We start from the raw sequence: 19,296 nt of genomic DNA, 5'->3' as shown, positions 1-19,296 counted from the left end.
GACCAGGAGCATGGGGCGACACTTGGCCCCCTGCACGCCAGTCCCAGAGGAAGGTGCACGAGTGTCCCGCCGCAGAATCGGCTTCTGGTACCGCCTGGCGGCGGTCATCGCTAAACCGCCGCTGGTGGTTCTGTTCAAGCGGGACTGGCGCGGAGCGGAACACATTCCGGCCGACGGCGGATTCATCACCGCCGTCAATCACAACTCATATCTGGACCCGCTGTCGTACGCGCACTACCAGTACAACACCGGACGCGTCCCGCGCTTCCTCGCCAAGGCCGGCCTCTTCAAGGGCTCGTTCGTCGGCACGATGCTGCGCGGCACCGGACAGATCCCCGTCTACCGCGAGACGACCAACGCGCTGGACGCCTTCCGCGCCGCCGTCGAGGCCATCGAACGCGGCGAATGCGTCGCCTTCTACCCCGAGGGCACCCTCACCCGCGACCCCGACATGTGGCCCATGGCCGGCAAGACCGGCGCCGCCCGCGTCGCGCTGCTCACCAAGGCCCCGGTCATCCCCGTCGCTCAGTGGGGCGCCAACCTCGCGATGCCGCCGTACGCCAAGGAGAACAAGCTCAACCTGTTCCCGCGCAAGACGCTGATCGTGCAGGCAGGCCCGCCCGTCGACCTCTCGCGCTTCTACGGCCAGGAGCCGACGCCCGAGGTACTGCGCGAGGCGACCGAGGTCATCATGGCCGCGATCACCGCGATCCTGGAGGACGTACGCGGCGAGAAGGCACCGGCCGAGCCGTACGACCACCGCAAGGCCCGTCTGGAACAGCGGCGCAAGGCCGCCGGGGAAGGTACGAAGTGACCAAGGTAGCCGTCTTCGGTACGGGATCGTGGGGCACCGCCTTTGCGATGGTGCTCGCCGACGCGGGCTGCGAGGTGACCCTCTGGGGCCGCCGCGCCGAACTCGTCGAGGCCATCAACACCACCCGTACCAACCCCGACTACTTCCCCGGCATCGAGCTGCCTGCGGGCGTACGGGCCACCACCGACCCCGCCGAGGCCGCCCGCGACGCCGAGTTCACCGTCCTCGCCGTCCCCTCGCAGACCCTGCGCCGGAACCTCGCCGAGTGGGCCCCGAAACTGGCCCCCGACACGGTCCTCGTCTCCCTGATGAAGGGCGTCGAACTCGGCACCGCCGAGCGCATGAGCGAGGTCATCATGGAGGTCGCCGACGTCCCCGCCGAGCGTGTGGCCGTCCTCACCGGTCCCAACCTGGCTCCGGAGATCGCCGCCCGGCAGCCCGCCGCCGCAGTCGTCGCCTGCGCCGACGAAAGCGTCGCCCAGCGGTTCCAGGCCGCCTGCATGACCCCGTACTTCCGCCCGTACACCAACACCGACGTCGTCGGCTGCGAACTCGGTGGCGCGGTCAAGAACGTCATCGGGCTCGCCGTCGGCATCGCCAATGGCATGGGACTCGGCGACAACTCCAAGGCCACGCTCATCACCCGCGGCCTCGCCGAGACCACCCGGCTCGGCCTCGCCATGGGCGCCGACCCGCTCACCTTCTCCGGCCTTGCCGGGCTCGGCGACCTGGTGGCCACCTGTTCCTCGCCGCTCTCCCGCAACAACACCTTCGGCACCAACCTCGGCCGCGGCATGACTCTCCAGGAGACCATCGCGGCGACCAAGCAGACCGCCGAGGGCGTCAAGTCCTGCGAGTCCGTGCTCGATCTGGCCCGCCGCCACGGCGTCGACATGCCGATCACCGAGACGGTCGTCTCCATCGTCCACGAGGGCAAGCCGCCGATCGTCGCCCTCAAGGAACTGATGTCGCGCAGCGCCAAGTCCGAGCGCCGCTGAGGCACCCGCTACGCCGGACGCGCGCGGCGGGCCGGGGCTCTTAAGCGGATCGAACACGCAAGGTACGCTCAACCCGTTATGAGCGAGAACACCCAGAGCCCCCGCAAGCCGCGCGTGGCCGTCGTCTTCGGCGGACGCAGCTCCGAGCACGCCATCTCCGTCGTCACGGCCGGCGCCGTCCTGCGCGCCATCGACCGGACCAAGTACGACGTGCTGCCCATCGGCATCACGACGGACGGGCGCTGGGCGCTGACCGCCGACGCCCCGGAGCGGATGGCCATCGCCGACCGCGCGCTGCCGAACGTCACCGACCTCACCGAGTCCGAGCACGGTGGCGTCGTCCTCTCCGTCGACCCGGCCAACCGCGAGGTCGTGTACACCGAGCCCGGCTCCGTGCCGAAGGCCCTCGGCGAGGTCGACGTCGTCTTCCCGATGCTGCACGGCCCGTACGGCGAGGACGGCACCCTCCAGGGCCTCCTGGAGCTCTCCGGCGTCCCCTATGTCGGCGCGGGCGTCCTCGCCTCCGCCGTCGGCCAGGACAAGGAGTACATGAAGCGGGTGTTCACCTCCTTCGGGCTGCCCGTCGGCCCGTACGAGGTCATCCGCCCCCGCGAGTGGGAGCAGAGCCCCGCCGCCGCCCGCAAGAAGATCGTCGAGTTCGCCGCCGAGCACGGCTGGCCGCTCTTCGTGAAGCCCGCCCGCGGCGGCTCCTCCATGGGCATCACCAAGGTCGACGACCTCTCCGGCCTGGACGAGGCCATAGAGGAGGCCCGGCGCCACGACCCCAAGATCCTCGTCGAGTCGCTGCTGCGCGGCCGCGAGATCGAGTGCGGCGTCCTGGAGTTCGAGGACGGCCCGCGCGCCAGCGTGCCGGCCGAGATCCCGCCCGTCACCGACCACGACTTCTACGACTTCGAGGCCAAGTACATCGACTCGGCGTCCGGGATCGTGCCCGCGCCGATCGGCGACGAGGCCACCGCCGAGGTCCAGCGACTCGCGGTCGCCGCGTACGAGGCCGTGTCCTGCGAAGGGCTGGTCCGCGCGGACTTCTTCCTCACCGAGGACGGCCAGTTCGTGATCAACGAGATCAACACCATGCCGGGCTTCACCCCGATCTCCATGTACCCGCGCATGTGGCAGGAGAGCGGCGTCGGCTACCCGGAGCTGGTCGACCGGCTGATCCAGGCCGCGCTGACCCGCTCCACGGGCCTACGCTAGGGGAGACCCCCTAGTCGCATTCGGGTTCCAGAGCACACGGAACGGTCTGCTCCACGGGGGCGGCGAGATCCACGAGCGGTGCGGCGTCGTGCGCGTACCGCTCGTCCAGCGTCACCTCGACGTACGTCTTCCGGTACACCGAGGTGAAGCGGGGTCCGCCGCCCTCCGGTCGTTCCAGCATCCAGCGCACGCCGTTAACCGAGATGCCCTGGGACTGGGGATCGGTCATCTTTTCGGGCCGGGGAACGCCGCAGCGCAGTACGATCGCCGCATCCCCCCACCCGGCGGTCAGCTCGGACTCGGGCTTCGGATCGGTCCGTCCCAGCCCCGCCACGGTGTCCGGAAGCTCCTTCGCCAACGCCTGGCAGAGGACGGCCTCCTCCGCCGAAGGGCTGGGAACCGGGACCGATGCCTTCGCGTCCGTGGACGAGCAGCCCGCGGCGGTCAGCAGCAGAAGCGCTGCGGCGGCGGTGGGCAGGCCGAAGGGCCGGTGGGAAGACTTCACCGGCCAAGGGTAGACGGGGGCTACAGATGCACGACCGGGCAGGTGAGGGTCCGCGTGATGCCGTCCACTTGCTGGACCTTGGCGACCACCATGCGGCCCAGTTCATCGACCGTGTCTGCCTGGGCGCGGACGATCACGTCGTACGGGCCCGTCACGTCTTCCGCCTGGATCACCCCCGGGATCTTGGAGATGGTCTCGGCGACGGTCGACGCCTTGCCCACCTCGGTCTGAATAAGGATGTACGCCTGTACCACGGAACCTCCAGGGCGACCACGAGGATCTTGTGGGAGAAAGGGACGCCACGGTACCGCGTCGCCGAGGGCCGCGGGGAGACCTGCGCGCCCCGAGGCGCCCACAGTGTGGCGTACGCACGACAGAAGTTGACGGTCTACTTGACGGTACCCAGCGCCGTGACGGCTCGCGACCCGCAGAGCGAGCGGCGGGCGACGCGCACGGCCGGCACGACAACACGAGGTGATACGCGGTGAAGGGCACAGTAGGAGAGCTGGGCGAGTTCGGGCTCATCAGAGAGCTCACCTCCCGGCTCACCTCCACCCCGGCGGTACGGATCGGACCCGGCGACGACGCCGCGGTCGTCTCCGCACCCGACCGGCGCGTGGTGGCCAGTACGGACATCCTGCTCGAAGGACGTCACTTCCGCCGCGACTGGTCGACGGCGTACGACGTCGGCCGCAAGGCGGCCGCACAGAACCTCGCCGACATCGCGGCCATGGGCGCCGTCCCCACCGCACTGCTGCTCGGCCTCGTCGTCCCCGCCGAACTTCCCGCCACCTGGCCCGTGGAGCTCATGGACGGCCTGCGCGACGAGTGCCAGGTCGCCGGCGCGGCCGTCGTCGGCGGCGACGTCGTCCGCGGCGACACCATCACCATCGCCATCACCGCCCTCGGCGACCTGCGCAACCACGACCCGGTGACCCGCGGCGGGGCACAGCCCGGCGACGTCGTCGCGTACACCGGCTGGCTCGGCTGGTCCGCCGCCGGATACGCGGTGCTCTCCCGCGGCTTCCGCTCCCCGCGCGCCTTCGTCGAGGCCCACCGGCGGCCCGAACCGCCGTACCACGCGGGCCCCGCGGCCGCCGGGCTCGGCGCCACCGCCATGTGCGACGTCAGCGACGGGCTCATCGCCGACCTCGGCCACATCGCCGAGGCCAGCAAGGTCCGCATCGACCTGCGCTCCGGGCTCATCGACATCCCGACCCAGATGAACGACATCGGCCAGGCGGTGGGCGTGGACCCGCTGCAGTGGGTGCTCACCGGGGGAGAGGACCACGCGATCGTCGCCACCTTCCCGCCCGACGTGAAGCTGCCGGCCCGCTGGAAGGTCATCGGCGAGGTCCTCAACCCCTCCGCGCTGCCCCAGGTGACGGTGGACGGGGCGCCCTGGCACAGCAAGGGCGGCTGGGACCACTTCGGGGGGACGGAGTGAGCCTGCCCCTGGTCCTCACCGTCGCCGGATCCGACTCCGGCGGCGGCGCCGGCATCCAGGCCGACCTGAAGACGATGCTCGCCCTCGGCGTCCACGGCATGAGCGTGATCACCGCCGTCACCGCCCAGAACTCGCTGGGCGTCCAGGGCGCGTGGGAACTGCCCGAGGAGGCCATACGGGCCCAGTACCGGGCCGTCGTCGACGACATCGGTGTCCAGGCCGTGAAGACGGGCATGCTGTCCTCCGCCCCGCTCGTGGAGACCGTGGCCGAGCTGCTCGCGGGCACGCCGGACGTGCCCGTGGTCGTCGACCCGGTCGGGGTCTCCAAGCACGGAGATCCGCTCCTCGCCGCCTCGGCGCTGGATTCCGTACGGACGAAGCTGCTGCCGGTGGCGACGGTGGCCACACCCAACCTCGACGAAGTGGCGCAGCTCACGGGAGTCGTCGTCGAGCGGGAGGCCGATCTGCGGCAGGCCGCGGCGGCGATCCTGTCGTACGGGCCCCGCTGGGCGCTCATCAAGGGCGGCCATCTCGAAGGCGACGCGGTCGACCTGCTCACGGACGGGACCGAGGAGCACTGGCTGCGCGCTCCCCGGCACGACAACCGGCACACGCACGGCACGGGCTGCACGCTGGCCTCGGCGGTGGCGTCGGGCCTCGCGAAGGGGCTCACCGTGCCGGAGGCGGTCCGGGAGGCGAAGACGTATGTGACGGGGGCGATCGCGGCCGGCTTCGCGCTGGGCGAGGGGATCGGGCCCGTGGACCACGGCTGGAGATTCCGCGCCTAGGGGTGTCTTGCCGATCAGGCCGGGCTCGCGGCGCGCGTTTCGTCTCCGGGCATGGCAAAAGGCCGGTTCACCGAGGTGAACCGGCCTTTCAAGGCAACCGCAGGGGCTGCGCTACGACGAAACGTCGGCGTTAGCGCGAGACCTTGCCGGCCTTGATGCACGAGGTGCAGACGTTGAGCCGCTTCGGCGTCCGACCGACCACGGCACGCACACGCTGGATGTTCGGGTTCCAGCGACGAGACGTACGGCGGTGCGAGTGCGAAATGTTGTTGCCGAAGCCCGGCCCCTTGCCGCAGACGTCGCAGTTGGCAGCCACGGGTCACTCCAAAGACTTCAGATTTACAGTGAAATCCGGCGCACCGGAATCAGAGTTCTGAAGTGGCTTGCCGGGGGAATGGCCCGACTCTCGCCGGGCAACCGAAGCAGCATACAACGGCTGCTCCCGTAGAACGAAACTACCATGGCGACGGCGGCCCCCGCCCCGGGTGCAGGTCACGAGCGGGTCTACCCTGCGGTGAGCCCACCGCAGACGCCGCCTAGCAGGAGGATCACCCGTTGCCGCAGACCGCGCAGACCCTCGACGCCGCAGCGGTCCGCTCCTGGTGCGTAAGGGCGCTGGACGCGCTCGGCAGGGAGCGCGAGGAGATCGACGCGATCAACGTCTATCCGATCGCCGACGGGGACACCGGCACGAATCTGTATCTGACGGTGGAATCCGCCGCCCGGGCCGTCGAGGCGCTCTTCACGGAGGACGCCCCGGACGCGGGCGCCGCCATAAGGGCCATGGCCCACGGCGCCCTGATCGGCGCCCGGGGCAACTCCGGAACGATCCTCTCGCAGCTGCTGCGCGGCATGGCGTCCGTCCTCGCGGACGGGCGTGACGGCGAGCACCTCGCCCGGTCCCTGGCGGCGGCGGCCCGCGCGGCCCGCGAGGCCGTGGCGCACCCCGTCGAAGGAACGATCCTGAGCGTGGCCACCGCGGCCGCGGACGCCTGCGACGGGGGCGGAAGCCTCGTGACGGTGGCCAGGGGGGCGTACGAGGGGGCCAGGACCGCCCTCGAGGCCACTCCCGGACAACTGGCCGTCCTCGAACGTGCCGGGGTCGTGGACGCGGGCGGACGGGGTCTGGTGGCCGTCCTCGGGGCCCTCGTGGAGGTCGTGTCGGGAGAGGCGCAGGTACGGCCGACCGGGACGGCGCACCGGCCGGTCCCCGCCGACGAGGCGTGCGGACCCGAAGACGGAGCCGCCGGACCCGCCTTCGAGGTGATCTACCTCCTGGAGGCGGAGGACGCGGCCGTGGAGCGGCTGCGGGCCCGGCTGGACGCGCTGGGGGACTCGCTGGTCGTGGTCGGCGGCGACGGCCTGTGGAACGTCCACGTCCATGTCGACGACGCGGGGGCGGCCGTGGAGGCCGGCGTGGAGGCGGGACGGCCGTACCGGATCCGTATCACGCACTTCTCGGGCGTCACCGAGACCCGGGAGCGGATGCAGCGGGCGGTCGTGGCGGTCGTACCGGGCGAAGGGCTCGCGGGCCTGTGCGCGGAGGCCGGGGCGACGACGGTGCTGGCCAGGCCGGGCGAGCCACCGGCCGCCGGTGAACTCCTCGACGCCGTCCGGAGGGCCCACGCGCGCGAGGTCGTGCTCCTGCCCAACGACACCGACCTGCGGCACACGGCCGGCGCCGCCGCCGAACAGGCCCGCGCGGAGGGCATCCGGGTCGCCCTGATCCCGACCCGGGCCGCCGTCCAGGGCATCGCGGCGCTCGCCGTCCACGAACCGGACCGGCGCTTCGACGAGGACGTGGTGGCGATGACGGCGGCTGCGGGCGCGACCCGGTACGCCGAACTCGCCGTCGCCGAACGGCAGTCCTTCACCTCGGCCGGCGTCTGCCAGGCCGGAGACATCCTGGGCCTGATCGAGGGCGATGTGGCCGTCATCGGCCAGGACCTGACGACGACGGCCCGCACGGTCCTGGACCGGATGCTCTCGGCGGGCGGCGAACTGGTCACCCTGATCGTGGCCGACGAGACCCCGCCCTCCCTGGCGACAGCGCTCGAACGCCACGTCCGCGAGACGTACCTGGCGGTCGACACGGCGACGTACCGCGGGGGAGTGGGAGCGCCGCCGCTCCTGATCGGGGTCGAGTAGCGGGGCAGGCGGCCGTCCCGTCCCCGGCACCACTCCCCGGCACCACACCTCGCCGACGTGACCCGGCGATATCCACAGCCTGCGGGACGGGTGTCAGTGGAGTGGTGTGCAATGGAACGCGTGCCAGTGCTCGACGAACCCCTCAAGAACCTCCTCGGCGCCGCCACCGCGAAGGTGATGGCCGAGCACCTCGACCTGCGGACGGTCGGGGACCTCCTCCACCACTACCCCCGGCGGTACGCCGAGCGCGGCGAGCTCACCGCCCTCGCCGACCTGCCGCTGGACGAGCACGTCACGGTGGTCGCGCAGGTGGCCGACGCCCGCGTGCTGACCTTCAACAAGGGCGGCCGGGGCAAGGGCCAGCGCCTCGAGGTCACGATCACCGACGGCAGCGGCCGGATGCAGCTGGTCTTCTTCGGCCGTGCGGTCCACTTCCACCAGAAGGAGCTACTGCCGGGCCGCCGCGGGATGTTCGCCGGCAAGGTCGGGGTCTTCAACCGCAAGCTCCAGCTCACCCACCCCGAGTACAAACTCCTCGACGCGGAGAGCAGCGACGAGACGGTCAAGGCGTTCGCGAACGAGCTGCTGCCGATCTACCCCGCCTGCAAGCAGCTGGAGTCCTGGACCATCGAGCAGTCCGTCTCCATCGCGCTCGACTCCCTGGTCGCCACCGGCTGGGCCGGGCTCGCCGACCCGCTGCCGCCCGCCCTGCGCGAGGACCGCGGCCTCACCGACCTGCCCGAGGCGCTCCTGAAGGTCCACCGCCCGCGCACCAAGGCGGACATCGAGGACGCCCGGCAGCGGCTGAAGTGGGACGAGGCCTTCGTCCTCCAGGTCGCCCTCGCCCGCCGCAGGTTCGCCGACACCCAACTGCCCGCCGTCGCCCGCAGACCCGCCCCCGACGGTCTCCTCGACGCCTTCGACGCCAAGCTGCCCTTCACCCTCACCGACGGTCAGCAGAAGGTCTCCAAGGAGATCTTCGACGACCTCGCCACCGAGCACCCCATGCACCGCCTTCTCCAGGGAGAGGTGGGCAGTGGAAAGACGATGGTGGCCCTGCGGGCCATGCTCGCCGTCGTCGACGCCGGGGGACAGGCCGCGATGCTCGCCCCCACCGAGGTCCTCGCCCAGCAGCACCACCGCTCGATCACCGAGATGATGGGCGAGCTCGCGGAGGGAGGGATGCTCGGAGGGGCCGAGCACGCCACCAAGGTCGTCCTGCTCACCGGCTCGATGGGCGCCGCCGCACGCCGAAAGGCCCTGCTCGACCTCGTCACCGGAGAGGCCGGGATCGTGATCGGTACGCACGCGCTCATCGAGGATAAGGTGCAGTTCCACGACCTCGGCCTGGTCGTGGTCGACGAGCAGCACCGCTTCGGCGTCGAGCAGCGCGACGCCCTGCGCGGGAAGGGGCACTCCCAGGGGGAAAGGCGGACGCCCCACCTGCTCGTGATGACGGCCACCCCCATCCCGCGGACGGTCGCCATGACCGTCTTCGGCGACCTGGAGACCTCCGTCCTGGACCAACTGCCCGCCGGACGCTCCCCGATCGCCAGCCACGTCGTGCCAGCCGCCGACAAGCCGCACTTCCTCACGCGCGCGTGGGAGCGGGTGCGCGAGGAGGTGGAGAACGGGCACCAGGCGTATGTGGTCTGCCCCCGCATCGGCGACGACGAGGACGAGAACGGCAAGGGGGCGAAGAAGAAGCCGTCCCCCGAGGACGAGGCCGAGAAGCGCCCGCCGCTCGCCGTCGTCGAGATCGCCGAGCAGCTCACCGGGGGACCTCTCGCGGGGCTCCGTATCGAGGTCCTGCACGGCCGGATGCACCCGGACGACAAGGACGACGTCATGCGCCGCTTCGCCGCCGGCGAGGTCGACGTCCTGGTCGCCACGACGGTCATCGAGGTCGGCGTCAACGTCCCCAACGCCACCGCCATGGTGATCATGGACGCCGACCGCTTCGGCGTCTCCCAGCTCCACCAGCTCCGCGGCCGCGTCGGCCGAGGCTCCGCCCCCGGCCTGTGCCTCCTCGTCAGCGAGATGCCCGAGGCCAGTCCCGCCCGGCAGCGCCTCGGCGCCGTCGCCTCCACCCTCGACGGCTTCGAGCTCTCCCGCATCGACCTCGAACAGCGCCGCGAGGGCGACGTCCTCGGCCAGGCCCAGTCCGGCGTCCGCTCCTCGCTGCGGATGCTCACCGTCATCGACGACGAGGAGGTCATCACCGCGGCCCGCGAGGAGGCGACCGCCGTCGTCCTCGCCGACCCGGACCTCACCGGCCACCCCGAGCTGCGCACCGCCCTGGACGCCCTCCTGGACAAGGAGCGGGAGGAGTACCTGGAGAAGGGGTGACGCCACACCCGCCCCACCCGCCATATCGTGGAGGCACAGACCACGGAGCGCCCCCGAAAAGGACAAGGACCTCAGATGACCCGCGTGATCGCCGGTACCGCCGGCGGACGCCGACTGGCCGTGCCCCCTGGCAACGGCACCCGCCCCACCTCCGACCGGGCGCGCGAGGGCCTCTTCTCCACCTGGGAGTCGCTCCTCGGCACCCTCGACGGCGCTCGGGTGGCCGACCTGTACGCGGGTTCGGGCGCTGTCGGCCTGGAGGCGCTCTCCCGGGGCGCCTCCCACGCCCTCCTCGTCGAGGCCGATGCCCGCGCCGCTCGGACCGTCCGCGAGAACGTCCGGACGCTCGGACTGCCCGGCGCGGAACTCCGCACGGGCAAAGCGGAACAGATCGTGACGGGACCGGCCCCCGCCGCCCCCTACGACCTGGTCTTCCTCGACCCGCCGTACGCCGTCTCCGACGACGATCTTCGCGAGATCCTGCTCACACTCCGCTCAGGGGGCTGGCTCACGGAGGACGCCCTCGTCACCGTGGAGCGCAGCACCCGAGGCGGGGAATTCGGCTGGCCGGCCGGATTCGAGCCACTACGGGCCCGTCGTTACGGCGAGGGAACGTTTTGGTACGGTCGCGCCGCCTCTACGTGCGAAGACGCACGATGACCGGACCGGAGAGCGAGGGACCCAAGTTGCGCCGCGCCGTCTGTCCGGGGTCATTCGACCCCATCACCAACGGACATCTCGACATCATCGCCCGCGCCTCCAAGCTGTACGACGTCGTACATGTCGCGGTGATGATCAACCAGTCCAAGAAGGGACTGTTCACGGTCGACGAGCGGATCGAGCTGATCCGCGAGGTCACCGCCGACTTCGGAAACGTCGAGGTGGAGGCCTTCCACGGCCTCCTCGTCGACTTCTGCAAGCAGCGCGACATCCCCGCGATCGTGAAGGGCCTGCGCGCGGTCAGCGACTTCGACTACGAGCTGCAGATGGCGCAGATGAACAACGGGCTCTCGGGCGTCGAGACCCTGTTCGTCCCCACCAACCCCACGTACAGCTTCCTGTCGTCGTCCCTGGTCAAGGAGGTCGCGGCCTGGGGCGGCGACGTCTCCCACCTGGTGCCGCCGGCCGTCCTCGGCAGGCTCACCGACCGGCTCGCCGAACAGCGCGGCGGGCACTGACCCGGACGTGACCGCGAGCGACCACCGCTGACGGTCCGTCACCCGGTGTCGGGCGGGGGACGACTGCCCTTAAAGTCGTCCCGTCCGTCTCCATCCAGCTGTAGAGAGTGGCGAGCACCCGGTGGACGTGCAGAAGAAGCTCGACGAGATCGTTTCGACGGTCACAAACGCCCGCTCCATGCCCATGTCGGCGTCCTGCGTGGTCAACCGCGCCGAGCTGCTCGCCATGCTCGAAGAGGTACGGGAGGCCCTGCCGGGCTCCCTGGCCCAGGCGCAGGAGCTCCTCGGGGGCCGTGAGCAGATGGTGGAGCACGCCCGGCAGGAGGCGGAGCGGATCATCGAGGCCGCCCACGCCGAGCGCGGCTCGCTGATCTCCGACACCCAGGTCGCCCGCCAGTCCCAGGACGAGGCGGACCGGATCCTCTCCGAAGCCCGCCGCGAGGCCGAGGAGATCCGGGCGGAGGCCGACGACTACGTCGACTCCAAGCTCGCCAACTTCGAAGTCGTCCTCAACAAGACCATCGGCTCCGTCGACCGTGGCCGCGAGAAGCTCCTCGGCCGCGGCCCGGGCCTGGACGCGCAGGGCTACGCCGACGAGGACGCCCCCGAGTACAGCGCGGACCCGCAGACCCTGATCCACCGGGCCGACGAGTACGTGGACGCCAAGCTGGGCGCCTTCGAGGCCGTGCTGTCGAAGACCCTGGAGGCGGTCGGCCGCGGCCGGCAGAAGCTGCACGGCAGGATCGCCACCGACGACCTCGGCGCCCACATGGCGGCCCAGGACGCGGCGGGCGGCGCGGCGCACACCAGCGACGCGGACTACCTGGCGGGGCTCGCGGAGCTGGCCGACCCCGAGCCGGTCCAGCAGCCCGTCCACCAGCAGGCCCCGCAGATCCCGGCGCAGCAGCCGGACCCGTACGGCTACCAGCAGCCGCAGCACCAGGACGCCTACGCCTACCAGGCCCAGGCCCAGGACCCGTACGGGTACCAGACCCAGGACCCCTACGCGTATCAGCAGCCGCAGCAGCCGGTCTACGACTATCAGCAGCCGCAGGCCGCCGCGCTCGACGAGACCAGCTTCTTCGACACGAGCATGATCGACCTGGAGCAGCTGCGTCAGTACGAGCAGGGTCACGGCCAGGGGCACGGTCAGGCGCACTGAGCCGAGCGCCGCCCAAGGCCGGATTGGGCCCTGGGCGAAGCGTCCAGTATCCTGGCTCTTCGGTCGCGCGTATGCCCGCGATCCATGCTGCCCGCTTCGTCTCTCGATTCGAACACGGCAGCCCCTCACGATCCGAAAGCAGGAAGAACCCTGAGCACGCGCCTTGACCACCGCAACCCCCTCGTGTTCGACACACACGAGCTGGGGCGGCGTCCTGGTGCCCTCCAGAGGATCTCCCGCTCGGCCTCGGCCCCCAAGGACTTCGGTGTCGAAGGGGTCATCGGGGTGCCGGAAGGCTCGCCCGTGGAAATCGAGCTCCGTCTCGAGTCGGTCATGGAAGGGGTGCTCGTCACAGGCACCGCCCGTGCATCGGCCGAGGGGGAGTGCGTAAGGTGTCTGGAGCCCGTCGAGCTCGAGCTCGACGTGGACTTCCAGGAGATGTTCTCGTACCCCGACTCCGACGACCGGGGCCGCTCCAAGGCGGCCGCGGACGACGAAGCCGAGGACGACGAGGACATGATCCCCCTCGAGGACGGCATGTTCGACCTCGAACCCGTGCTGCGTGATGCGGTGGTGCTCGCACTGCCGATGCAGCCGGTGTGCCGGGAGGACTGTGCGGGTCTGTGTTCCGAATGCGGAACCAACCTGAACGACAACCCGGACCACCACCATGACGCCGTCGACATTCGTTGGGCGGCACTGCAGGGACTCGCCGGTTCGCTGGGAACCGATGAGAAGGACAACATGAGCGGCGCCGAAGCTGGCGTCGACGAGAAGCAGGAGAAGTAGCCGTGGCTGTTCCGAAGCGGAAGATGTCGCGCAGCAACACGCGCCACCGCCGGTCGCAGTGGAAGGCTGCGGTCCCCACCCTGGTTTCGTGTGAGCGTTGCCAGGAGCCGAAGCAGCAGCACATCGCGTGCCCGAGCTGCGGCACCTACAACAAGCGCCAGGTCCTCTCGGTCTGAGTGGCTGGTGAGAGGCGCAATGTCTGAGTCCAACAAGACGGACAATGCCTCGTCCCACACGCTTCTGGAAGGGCGGCTCGGGTATCAGCTCGAGTCCGCCCTTCTGGTGCGTGCGCTGACGCACCGCTCGTACGCGTACGAGAACGGCGGTCTGCCCACCAACGAGCGTCTCGAGTTCCTCGGGGACTCCGTGCTCGGACTGGTGGTCACGGACACGCTGTACCGCACCCACCCCGACCTGCCCGAAGGCCAGCTGGCCAAGCTGCGGGCCGCGGTGGTCAATTCGCGTGCGCTGGCGGAGGTCGGTCGCGGCCTCGAACTCGGCTCCTTCATCCGGCTCGGCCGGGGTGAAGAGGGCACGGGTGGCCGGGACAAGGCGTCCATCCTCGCCGACACCCTTGAAGCGGTGATCGGTGCGGTCTATCTCGACCAGGGCCTCGACGCGGCCTCGGAGCTGGTGCACCGGCTCTTCGACCCGCTGATCGAGAAGTCCTCGAACCTCGGTGCAGGACTGGACTGGAAGACCAGCCTCCAGGAACTGACCGCGGCCGAGGGCCTGGGTGTTCCGGAGTACCTCGTCACGGAGACGGGTCCGGACCACGAGAAGACCTTCACTGCTGCCGCCCGCGTCGGTGGTGTCTCGTACGGCACCGGCACCGGCCGCAGCAAGAAGGAAGCGGAGCAGCAGGCGGCGGAGTCCGCATGGCGCGCGATTCGCGCGGCGGCGGACGAGCGTCTCGCGGCGGCGAAGGCCGCGGCGGACGCGGCGGCCGAAACGACGCCGGAAGAGGTCGCCGACACCTCTTCCCCCGCGGACCAGGCCTCGGCCTGAAGCCCTCCCCTTCCTGACGGCACTGCTTCTTGACGACCCCGCCCGGGGCCCCGCGAGGGTCTCCGGGCGGGGTCTTCCGCTTCCGTTCGGTCGTCCCGGTCCGGGCGGTAGGCTTCGGGCGTCGCCTGTCCCGTACCCCTCCGGAGGAGTCCCGTGCCCGAGTTGCCCGAGGTCGAGGTCGTACGACGCGGTCTTGAGCGCTGGGTCGGCGGCCGCACCGTGGGCGAGGTCGAGGTGCTCCATCCGCGGGCCGTGCGCCGGCACCCGGCCGGCGGGGCGGACTTCGCCGCCCGGCTCAAGGGGCACCGCTTCGGGGCCGCGCGCCGGCGCGGCAAGTACCTGTGGATTCCGCTCGCCGACTCCGACGTCTCCGTCCTCGGCCATCTCGGCATGAGCGGGCAGCTGCTCGTCCAGTCCGAGGACGCCTCCGACGAGAAGCACCTGCGGATCCGCGTCCGTTTCCAGGACGGCCTCGGCACCGAGCTGCGCTTCGTCGACCAGCGGACCTTCGGCGGGCTCTCGATCCACGAGAACACGGTGGACGGCCTTCCCGACGTCATCGCGCACATCGCCCGCGATCCGCTGGACCCGGAGTTCGACGACGCGGCCTTCCAGACGGCGCTGCGCTTGCGCCGTACGACCGTCAAGCGCGCGCTGCTCGACCAGACGCTGATCAGCGGGGTCGGCAACATCTATGCCGACGAGGCGCTGTGGCGCGCGAAGCTGCACTACGAACGCCCCACCGCGACGCTGACCAGGACCCGCTCCGCCGAGCTTCTCGGCCATGTACGGGACGTCATGAACGCGGCTCTCGCCGCGGGAGGCACCAGCTTCGACAGCCTCTACGTCAATGTGAACGGGGAATCGGGCTACTTCGACCGGTCGCTGGACGCCTATGGGCGCGAGGACGAGCCGTGCCGCCGCTGCGGTACGCCGATGCGACGCCGGCCGTGGATGAACCGGTCCAGCTACTTCTGCCCGCGCTGCCAGCGCCCGCCGCGCCCGACGGCCTGACGCTCTCGGTCGCTCACGCGCGCACCGCGGCGCTCGACACGGCCGCTCAGGCGCTCGCTGCGGCCGCACGCTCCTCGTCGTAGCTCTCGCGCGCCGAGAGTACGTCCGGCATCCGGCCCTCGACCAGGTCGATCAGCGCACGCAGGCGCTCCGCGATCTCGCGGCCCAGCGGCGTCAGCCGATAGTCCACCCGCGGAGGGTTGGTCGGCTGCGCCTCGCGGTGGACGAGCCCGTCGCGCTCCAGCGCGTGCAGGGTCTGCGCCAGCATCTTCTCGCTGACCCCGTCGACCCGGCGGCGCAGCTCGTTGAAGCGGAACGTGCCCTCGTGGAGCGCGCCGAGCGTGAGCGTGCCCCACCGGCCCGTCACATGCTCCAGCGTCTCGCGCGAGGTGCAGGCCCGGGCGAACACGTTGAACACGAGGTCGTCAGTCATGCCCTCTACCATACTCGCGCACAGCGCTAACCAAAGGAGTGCGCTTACCTGTGGATTGCACTTTCTGAAAGTTAGTGCTCTACTTCTTGTCGTTCCCCCGCCGATGAGGAGTCCCACCATGTCCACGCCCGTCATCTCCATCGCCTACCACTCCGGCTACGGCCACACCGCCGTCGTCGCCGAGGCCGTCCGTGCCGGTGCCCTCGACGCGGGTGCCACCGTCCACCTGATCAAGGTCGACGAGATCACCGACGCCCAGTGGGAGCTGCTGGACGCCTCCGACGCGATCGTCTTCGGCTCGCCGACGTACATGGGCACGGCCTCGGGCGCGTTCCACACGTTCGCCGAAGAGAGCTCGAAGCGCTGGTTCACGGACGCCTGGATCGACAAGCTGGCCGCGGGCTTCACCAACTCCGCCTCCAAGAGCGGCGACAAGCTGCACACGCTGCAGTTCTTCCAGGTCCTTGCCGCTCAGCACGGCATGACCTGGGTGAACCTGGGCCTGAAGCCGGGCTGGAACACCACCGAGGCGTCGGAGAACGACATCAACCGCCTCGGCTTCTTCTCCGGCGCCGCCGCTCAGACCCACAACGACCTGGGCCCCGAGGGCGTCCACAAGGCCGACCTCGCCACCGCCGAACACCTCGGCCGCCGCGTCGCCACGACCGCCCGCACCTTCGCAACGGGCCGCGCCGCCGCCTGACCGCGCGACGCGCGAAGGCCCCGTCACCACTCGGTGCCGGGGCCTTGAGCAACGCCCGGTCGCCTCCGTGGTTCGCCGAGGCCCCCCGTACGATCGGGCGCGGCTGGGGCACGCACACCCCCTGGCAGTCAGATACGTGTGCGAACCAGGGGAGCGGTCATGGGGTTGCTGATCTCAACCGCGCTTCTTGTCGTTCTTCAATGGGGCCTGAAGGTGATGCTGCTCGGGGGTGCGGTCCTCTGCCTGCTGGGCGTCACTCTGTACCTCCGGCGCTTCTGGGTTGCGCGTAGGGGTGAGGTGTCCGGCGGCTCGCGGCGTACGACGCCATGGGCAGCGCATGTGCTCGGCGGCATCGGCATCGCCATGCTGGTGCCCGCCTCGGTGGCGCTCGCCATGGGGGAATGGCTGGGCGTGTTCGGAACCTGAGCGGCGTAGACCCGCACCGCGGGCTGGGGTGGCGAGGAGCGGGCGTTCCCCTGCTCGTACCCGTGCCGCTGTGGACGCAGTGTGGGCCGCCCCGGTCGCCGATGGCGACCGAGACGGCCCACGAAAGCTCACAGGTGGCTGACCTGCGGAAGTGTCAGAAGCCGAAGTCCTGCGTCCACCACGGGCCGCCGTCCGCGAAGTACACGCCGACGCCCATGGTCTTGTAGTCGCAGTTCAGGATGTTCGCGCGGTGGCCGTCGCTGTTCATCCACGACGCCATCACGGCTGCCGCGTCCACCTGGCCGCGGGCGATGTTCTCGCCGCCCATGCCCGTGACGCCCGCCTGGCCGGCGCGGTCCCAGGGGGTGTCGCCGTCCGGGTCCGTGTGGTCGAAGAAGCCGCGCTGCGCCATGTCCTGGCTGAACGCTCCGGCCAGTGCGGCGAGGGCGCCGTCGGACCGGACCGGGGTGCAGCCGACCTTGGCCCGCTCCACGTTGACCAGTCGTACGACCTCCGCCTCGGCCGCCGCGGCGCGGCTGGGCACGGACGGGGTCGGCGCCGGGGCCGGGGTGCGCACGACGGGCTTCTCGGTCGTGGGCGCCGGCTTGGGCTTCGGCTTCGCCGTCGTCTTCGACGGCTGCGGGGCCGGCTTCTTCGGCGCGGGGGACCTGGTGGTCTTCGACGGCTGCGGCGACGGGGTCGCGGAAGGGGAGGACGAGGCCTTGTCGGTCGCCTTGTCGGTCGCCTTGCCCGTACCGGTACCCGTACCAGTGCCCGTGCCCGTGCCCGTGCCCGTGCCCGTCGACGGGCTCGACGACTGGCTCGACGGGGTCGCGGACGCGCCGCCCTGAGTCGTCAGCTCCGGCGTCTGCCGGGACTGGGTGGTCTGCTGCTCTCCGGAGCCGGCACTGCCCACGGTCAGGGTGTCCCCGCCGGGCAGAAGGCCCGAGGCGACGGCGACCGCGCCGACGGCCACCGCGGCCGAGGCGCCGATCAGTCCCGTACGCATGCCGCGCTTCCTGCGGCGTTCACCCCGGTGCCGGCGGTCCGAACCCGCCGCGTAATCTTCTGCGGCGGGCGCGGCGCCGGAGCGACGATGGCGTCCCATCTGCTCTGCCTTCCTGACGACCTGTGCTGTCTCTTTGCTGATCTTTGCTTCTGCGTGGCCCGTGACGGGCTCGCTCGATGAGGCGCACCCGAACGGGTGAGCCTCATTCGGTCGGGACTGTACGCCATGACGCGCCGGGCCGACGTGCTCCTTCGGCAATTGGCCCGTTAGCGTGCAGCCATGAATGAGGACGTACGGCTCACCGCATGGGTGCGCGGCCGAGTACAGGGAGTGGGCTTCCGCTGGTTCACCAGGGCAAACGCCTTGGAGATCGGAGGGCTCGTCGGCTTCGCTCTGAACCTCGACGACGGGCGCGTGCAGGTTGTGGCCGAAGGGTCGAGTGAGAATTGCCACCGACTGCTCGACTGGCTGCGGTCCGGCGACACTCCCGGGCGCGTCGACGGAGTCACTGAGATCTGGGCCACCCCGCGCGGCGGTTACGACAGCTTCGCGATCCGCTGACGGACGCCTCGGCGGAGCCCCGCCCGGTGGCCTGCTCGACCCCCGAGCGGACGTTCGCCGACGAGCCGCCGAAGTGGAAATGGCCTGATGGTTGCCGAGAGGGGCTTGCGGTGGCGCGCTCCGCGCGGAAGGATGATCGCTACGCCCCTGAGGCACCGAGTTGCGAGGCGCCGCCGCCTGTTCCGCGGCCGCAGACCCCCCGGTCGCCCTTGATACGGGGCGTGATCGTGTTGACCGTCAAACTTTTTGGTGAGACGCTGGAATCCCCGCGCACCTTAGCTGTTTGGCAGTACGAACCGGCACGACATGAAGCACTGCCGAGACCGCGGGTGCGAAATCCCTCACGACCCACACCGCTTCGGTCGGTCACTCAGTGTGGAGGACCATCCATCATGGCAAAGGCGCTTCTCGGTTACGTCGGCGGCTCCGACCCGCGACTCCTCGCCGAGATGCGACGGCTTCAGCAGCGCGTCCAGGATCTGGAGTCCGAGCTCGTTCGGATCCAGTCCGAGAACGACGCGCTCAACGCTGCCGCCGCACAGCATGGCGAGTCGCTGCTCGACAGCATCGACCTCGACGTTCCCCAGGCGGAGCCTGCGCTCACCTGACAGTCAGCCCCGTGCCGGGGCCAGGTGAGAAACACTCACGCCAGCACAGCTGGATATGCAAGGGGCGCTCCGGCGTCCCTTCTTTCTTGAGTCCCCCATGAGCCCCCCGAGTCCCACCGTTCCTTAGGGGAGGGTGTG

Annotated in this window: 23 protein-coding genes; 18 read left to right on the top strand and 5 right to left on the bottom strand. The window is 70.6% G+C overall.

What is annotated here, in order from left to right; all coding sequences use genetic code 11:
* Nucleotides 1-61: 61 nt before the first annotated feature.
* The 3 genes from ACZ561_RS26740 to ACZ561_RS26730 all read left to right on the top strand — a co-directional run bounded on the left by ACZ561_RS26740 (nt 62) and on the right by ACZ561_RS26730 (nt 3,030).
* Nucleotides 62-814, top strand: coding sequence for a lysophospholipid acyltransferase family protein (locus ACZ561_RS26740; protein ID WP_470999540.1), 753 nt, complete (start codon nt 62-64; stop codon nt 812-814).
* On the top strand, nt 811-1,812 hold the full coding sequence (locus tag ACZ561_RS26735; RefSeq protein WP_470999538.1) for an NAD(P)H-dependent glycerol-3-phosphate dehydrogenase: 1,002 nt from the start codon (nt 811-813) through the stop codon (nt 1,810-1,812). The genes ACZ561_RS26740 and ACZ561_RS26735 overlap by 4 nt, the downstream gene beginning before the upstream one ends.
* A gap of 78 nt (nt 1,813-1,890) precedes the next feature.
* A complete protein-coding gene (locus tag ACZ561_RS26730) occupies nt 1,891-3,030 on the top strand; it encodes a D-alanine--D-alanine ligase family protein (RefSeq protein WP_470999536.1) in 1,140 nt (379 codons plus the stop codon).
* 10 nt (nt 3,031-3,040) lie between these two features.
* Here the strand turns inward: ACZ561_RS26730 and ACZ561_RS26725 are convergent, their stop codons facing one another.
* Both ACZ561_RS26725 and ACZ561_RS26720 read right to left on the bottom strand, forming a co-directional pair.
* Nucleotides 3,041-3,535, bottom strand: coding sequence for a DUF3515 domain-containing protein (locus ACZ561_RS26725; protein WP_376432875.1), 495 nt, complete (start codon nt 3,533-3,535; stop codon nt 3,041-3,043).
* A 20-nt stretch (nt 3,536-3,555) separates the two neighbouring features.
* On the bottom strand, nt 3,556-3,789 hold the full coding sequence (locus ACZ561_RS26720; RefSeq protein ID WP_028802415.1) for an Lrp/AsnC family transcriptional regulator: 234 nt from the start codon (nt 3,787-3,789) through the stop codon (nt 3,556-3,558).
* A 230-nt stretch (nt 3,790-4,019) separates the two neighbouring features.
* On the opposite strand from ACZ561_RS26720, the gene ACZ561_RS26715 reads away from it, so the two are divergent.
* Nucleotides 4,020-4,982, top strand: coding sequence for a thiamine-phosphate kinase (locus ACZ561_RS26715; protein ID WP_470999534.1), 963 nt, complete (start codon nt 4,020-4,022; stop codon nt 4,980-4,982).
* Nucleotides 4,979-5,770: a bifunctional hydroxymethylpyrimidine kinase/phosphomethylpyrimidine kinase gene (gene thiD, locus ACZ561_RS26710; RefSeq protein WP_470999532.1), complete on the top strand. Its 792-nt coding sequence runs from the start codon at nt 4,979-4,981 to the stop codon at nt 5,768-5,770. The genes ACZ561_RS26715 and thiD overlap by 4 nt, the downstream gene beginning before the upstream one ends.
* 130 nt (nt 5,771-5,900) lie before the next feature.
* Here the strand turns inward: thiD and rpmB are convergent, their stop codons facing one another.
* Nucleotides 5,901-6,086, bottom strand: a complete 186-nt coding sequence (gene rpmB / locus ACZ561_RS26705; RefSeq protein ID WP_003957616.1) for a 50S ribosomal protein L28 — start codon at nt 6,084-6,086, stop codon at nt 5,901-5,903.
* A gap of 239 nt (nt 6,087-6,325) precedes the next feature.
* On the opposite strand from rpmB, the gene ACZ561_RS26700 reads away from it, so the two are divergent.
* The 9 genes from ACZ561_RS26700 to mutM all read left to right on the top strand — a co-directional run bounded on the left by ACZ561_RS26700 (nt 6,326) and on the right by mutM (nt 15,418).
* Nucleotides 6,326-7,918 carry a DAK2 domain-containing protein gene (locus ACZ561_RS26700; RefSeq protein WP_470999530.1) on the top strand — a complete coding sequence of 531 codons (1,593 nt, stop codon included), beginning with the start codon at nt 6,326-6,328 and terminating at the stop codon, nt 7,916-7,918.
* Nucleotides 7,919-8,029: 111 nt separating this feature from the next.
* A complete protein-coding gene (gene recG / locus ACZ561_RS26695; protein WP_470999528.1) occupies nt 8,030-10,267 on the top strand; it encodes an ATP-dependent DNA helicase RecG in 2,238 nt (745 codons plus the stop codon).
* 75 nt (nt 10,268-10,342) lie between these two features.
* Complete coding sequence (gene rsmD / locus ACZ561_RS26690; protein WP_384523847.1) at nt 10,343-10,927, top strand: 16S rRNA (guanine(966)-N(2))-methyltransferase RsmD; 585 nt, start codon at nt 10,343-10,345, stop codon at nt 10,925-10,927.
* A gap of 26 nt (nt 10,928-10,953) precedes the next feature.
* Nucleotides 10,954-11,445, top strand: coding sequence for a pantetheine-phosphate adenylyltransferase (gene coaD, locus ACZ561_RS26685; protein WP_470999814.1), 492 nt, complete (start codon nt 10,954-10,956; stop codon nt 11,443-11,445).
* A 121-nt stretch (nt 11,446-11,566) separates the two neighbouring features.
* Nucleotides 11,567-12,607, top strand: a complete 1,041-nt coding sequence (locus tag ACZ561_RS26680) for an ATP synthase F0 subunit B (RefSeq protein WP_470999525.1) — start codon at nt 11,567-11,569, stop codon at nt 12,605-12,607.
* A gap of 84 nt (nt 12,608-12,691) precedes the next feature.
* Complete coding sequence (locus tag ACZ561_RS26675; RefSeq protein WP_470999524.1) at nt 12,692-13,396, top strand: YceD family protein; 705 nt, start codon at nt 12,692-12,694, stop codon at nt 13,394-13,396.
* Nucleotides 13,397-13,398: 2 nt separating this feature from the next.
* Nucleotides 13,399-13,572 (top strand): 50S ribosomal protein L32, encoded by a 174-nt coding sequence (gene rpmF / locus ACZ561_RS26670; protein WP_030496967.1) that lies wholly within the window; start codon nt 13,399-13,401, stop codon nt 13,570-13,572.
* A 19-nt stretch (nt 13,573-13,591) separates the two neighbouring features.
* Entirely contained in the window at nt 13,592-14,404 is an 813-nt protein-coding gene (gene rnc, locus ACZ561_RS26665) for a ribonuclease III (RefSeq protein ID WP_470999522.1), read from the top strand.
* Nucleotides 14,405-14,557: 153 nt separating this feature from the next.
* Nucleotides 14,558-15,418, top strand: a complete 861-nt coding sequence (gene mutM / locus ACZ561_RS26660) for a bifunctional DNA-formamidopyrimidine glycosylase/DNA-(apurinic or apyrimidinic site) lyase (RefSeq protein ID WP_470999520.1) — start codon at nt 14,558-14,560, stop codon at nt 15,416-15,418.
* Nucleotides 15,419-15,464: 46 nt separating this feature from the next.
* Here the strand turns inward: mutM and ACZ561_RS26655 are convergent, their stop codons facing one another.
* Nucleotides 15,465-15,851 (bottom strand): winged helix-turn-helix transcriptional regulator, encoded by a 387-nt coding sequence (locus ACZ561_RS26655; RefSeq protein WP_376432898.1) that lies wholly within the window; start codon nt 15,849-15,851, stop codon nt 15,465-15,467.
* A 118-nt stretch (nt 15,852-15,969) separates the two neighbouring features.
* On the opposite strand from ACZ561_RS26655, the gene ACZ561_RS26650 reads away from it, so the two are divergent.
* Together ACZ561_RS26650 and ACZ561_RS26645 are read left to right on the top strand one after the other, a co-directional pair.
* Nucleotides 15,970-16,554: a flavodoxin family protein gene (locus ACZ561_RS26650; RefSeq protein ID WP_470999518.1), complete on the top strand. Its 585-nt coding sequence runs from the start codon at nt 15,970-15,972 to the stop codon at nt 16,552-16,554.
* A gap of 159 nt (nt 16,555-16,713) precedes the next feature.
* On the top strand, nt 16,714-16,980 hold the full coding sequence (locus ACZ561_RS26645) for a hypothetical protein (RefSeq protein ID WP_470999516.1): 267 nt from the start codon (nt 16,714-16,716) through the stop codon (nt 16,978-16,980).
* A 154-nt stretch (nt 16,981-17,134) separates the two neighbouring features.
* Here the strand turns inward: ACZ561_RS26645 and ACZ561_RS26640 are convergent, their stop codons facing one another.
* Entirely contained in the window at nt 17,135-18,088 is a 954-nt protein-coding gene (locus ACZ561_RS26640; RefSeq protein ID WP_470999514.1) for a CAP domain-containing protein, read from the bottom strand.
* 180 nt (nt 18,089-18,268) lie between these two features.
* Between ACZ561_RS26640 and ACZ561_RS26635 the strand changes: the two genes are divergently transcribed.
* Together ACZ561_RS26635 and ACZ561_RS26630 are read left to right on the top strand one after the other, a co-directional pair.
* A complete protein-coding gene (locus ACZ561_RS26635) occupies nt 18,269-18,550 on the top strand; it encodes an acylphosphatase (protein ID WP_470999512.1) in 282 nt (93 codons plus the stop codon).
* 392 nt (nt 18,551-18,942) lie between these two features.
* A complete protein-coding gene (locus ACZ561_RS26630) occupies nt 18,943-19,158 on the top strand; it encodes a hypothetical protein (protein WP_215066520.1) in 216 nt (71 codons plus the stop codon).
* Nucleotides 19,159-19,296 lie beyond the last annotated feature (138 nt).

It is taken from the genome of Streptomyces sp. NPDC039609 (genome assembly GCF_055596705.1).
The sequence above is the reverse complement of the archived record's forward strand: the minus strand, read 5'-3'. Positions and strand labels throughout refer to the sequence as shown.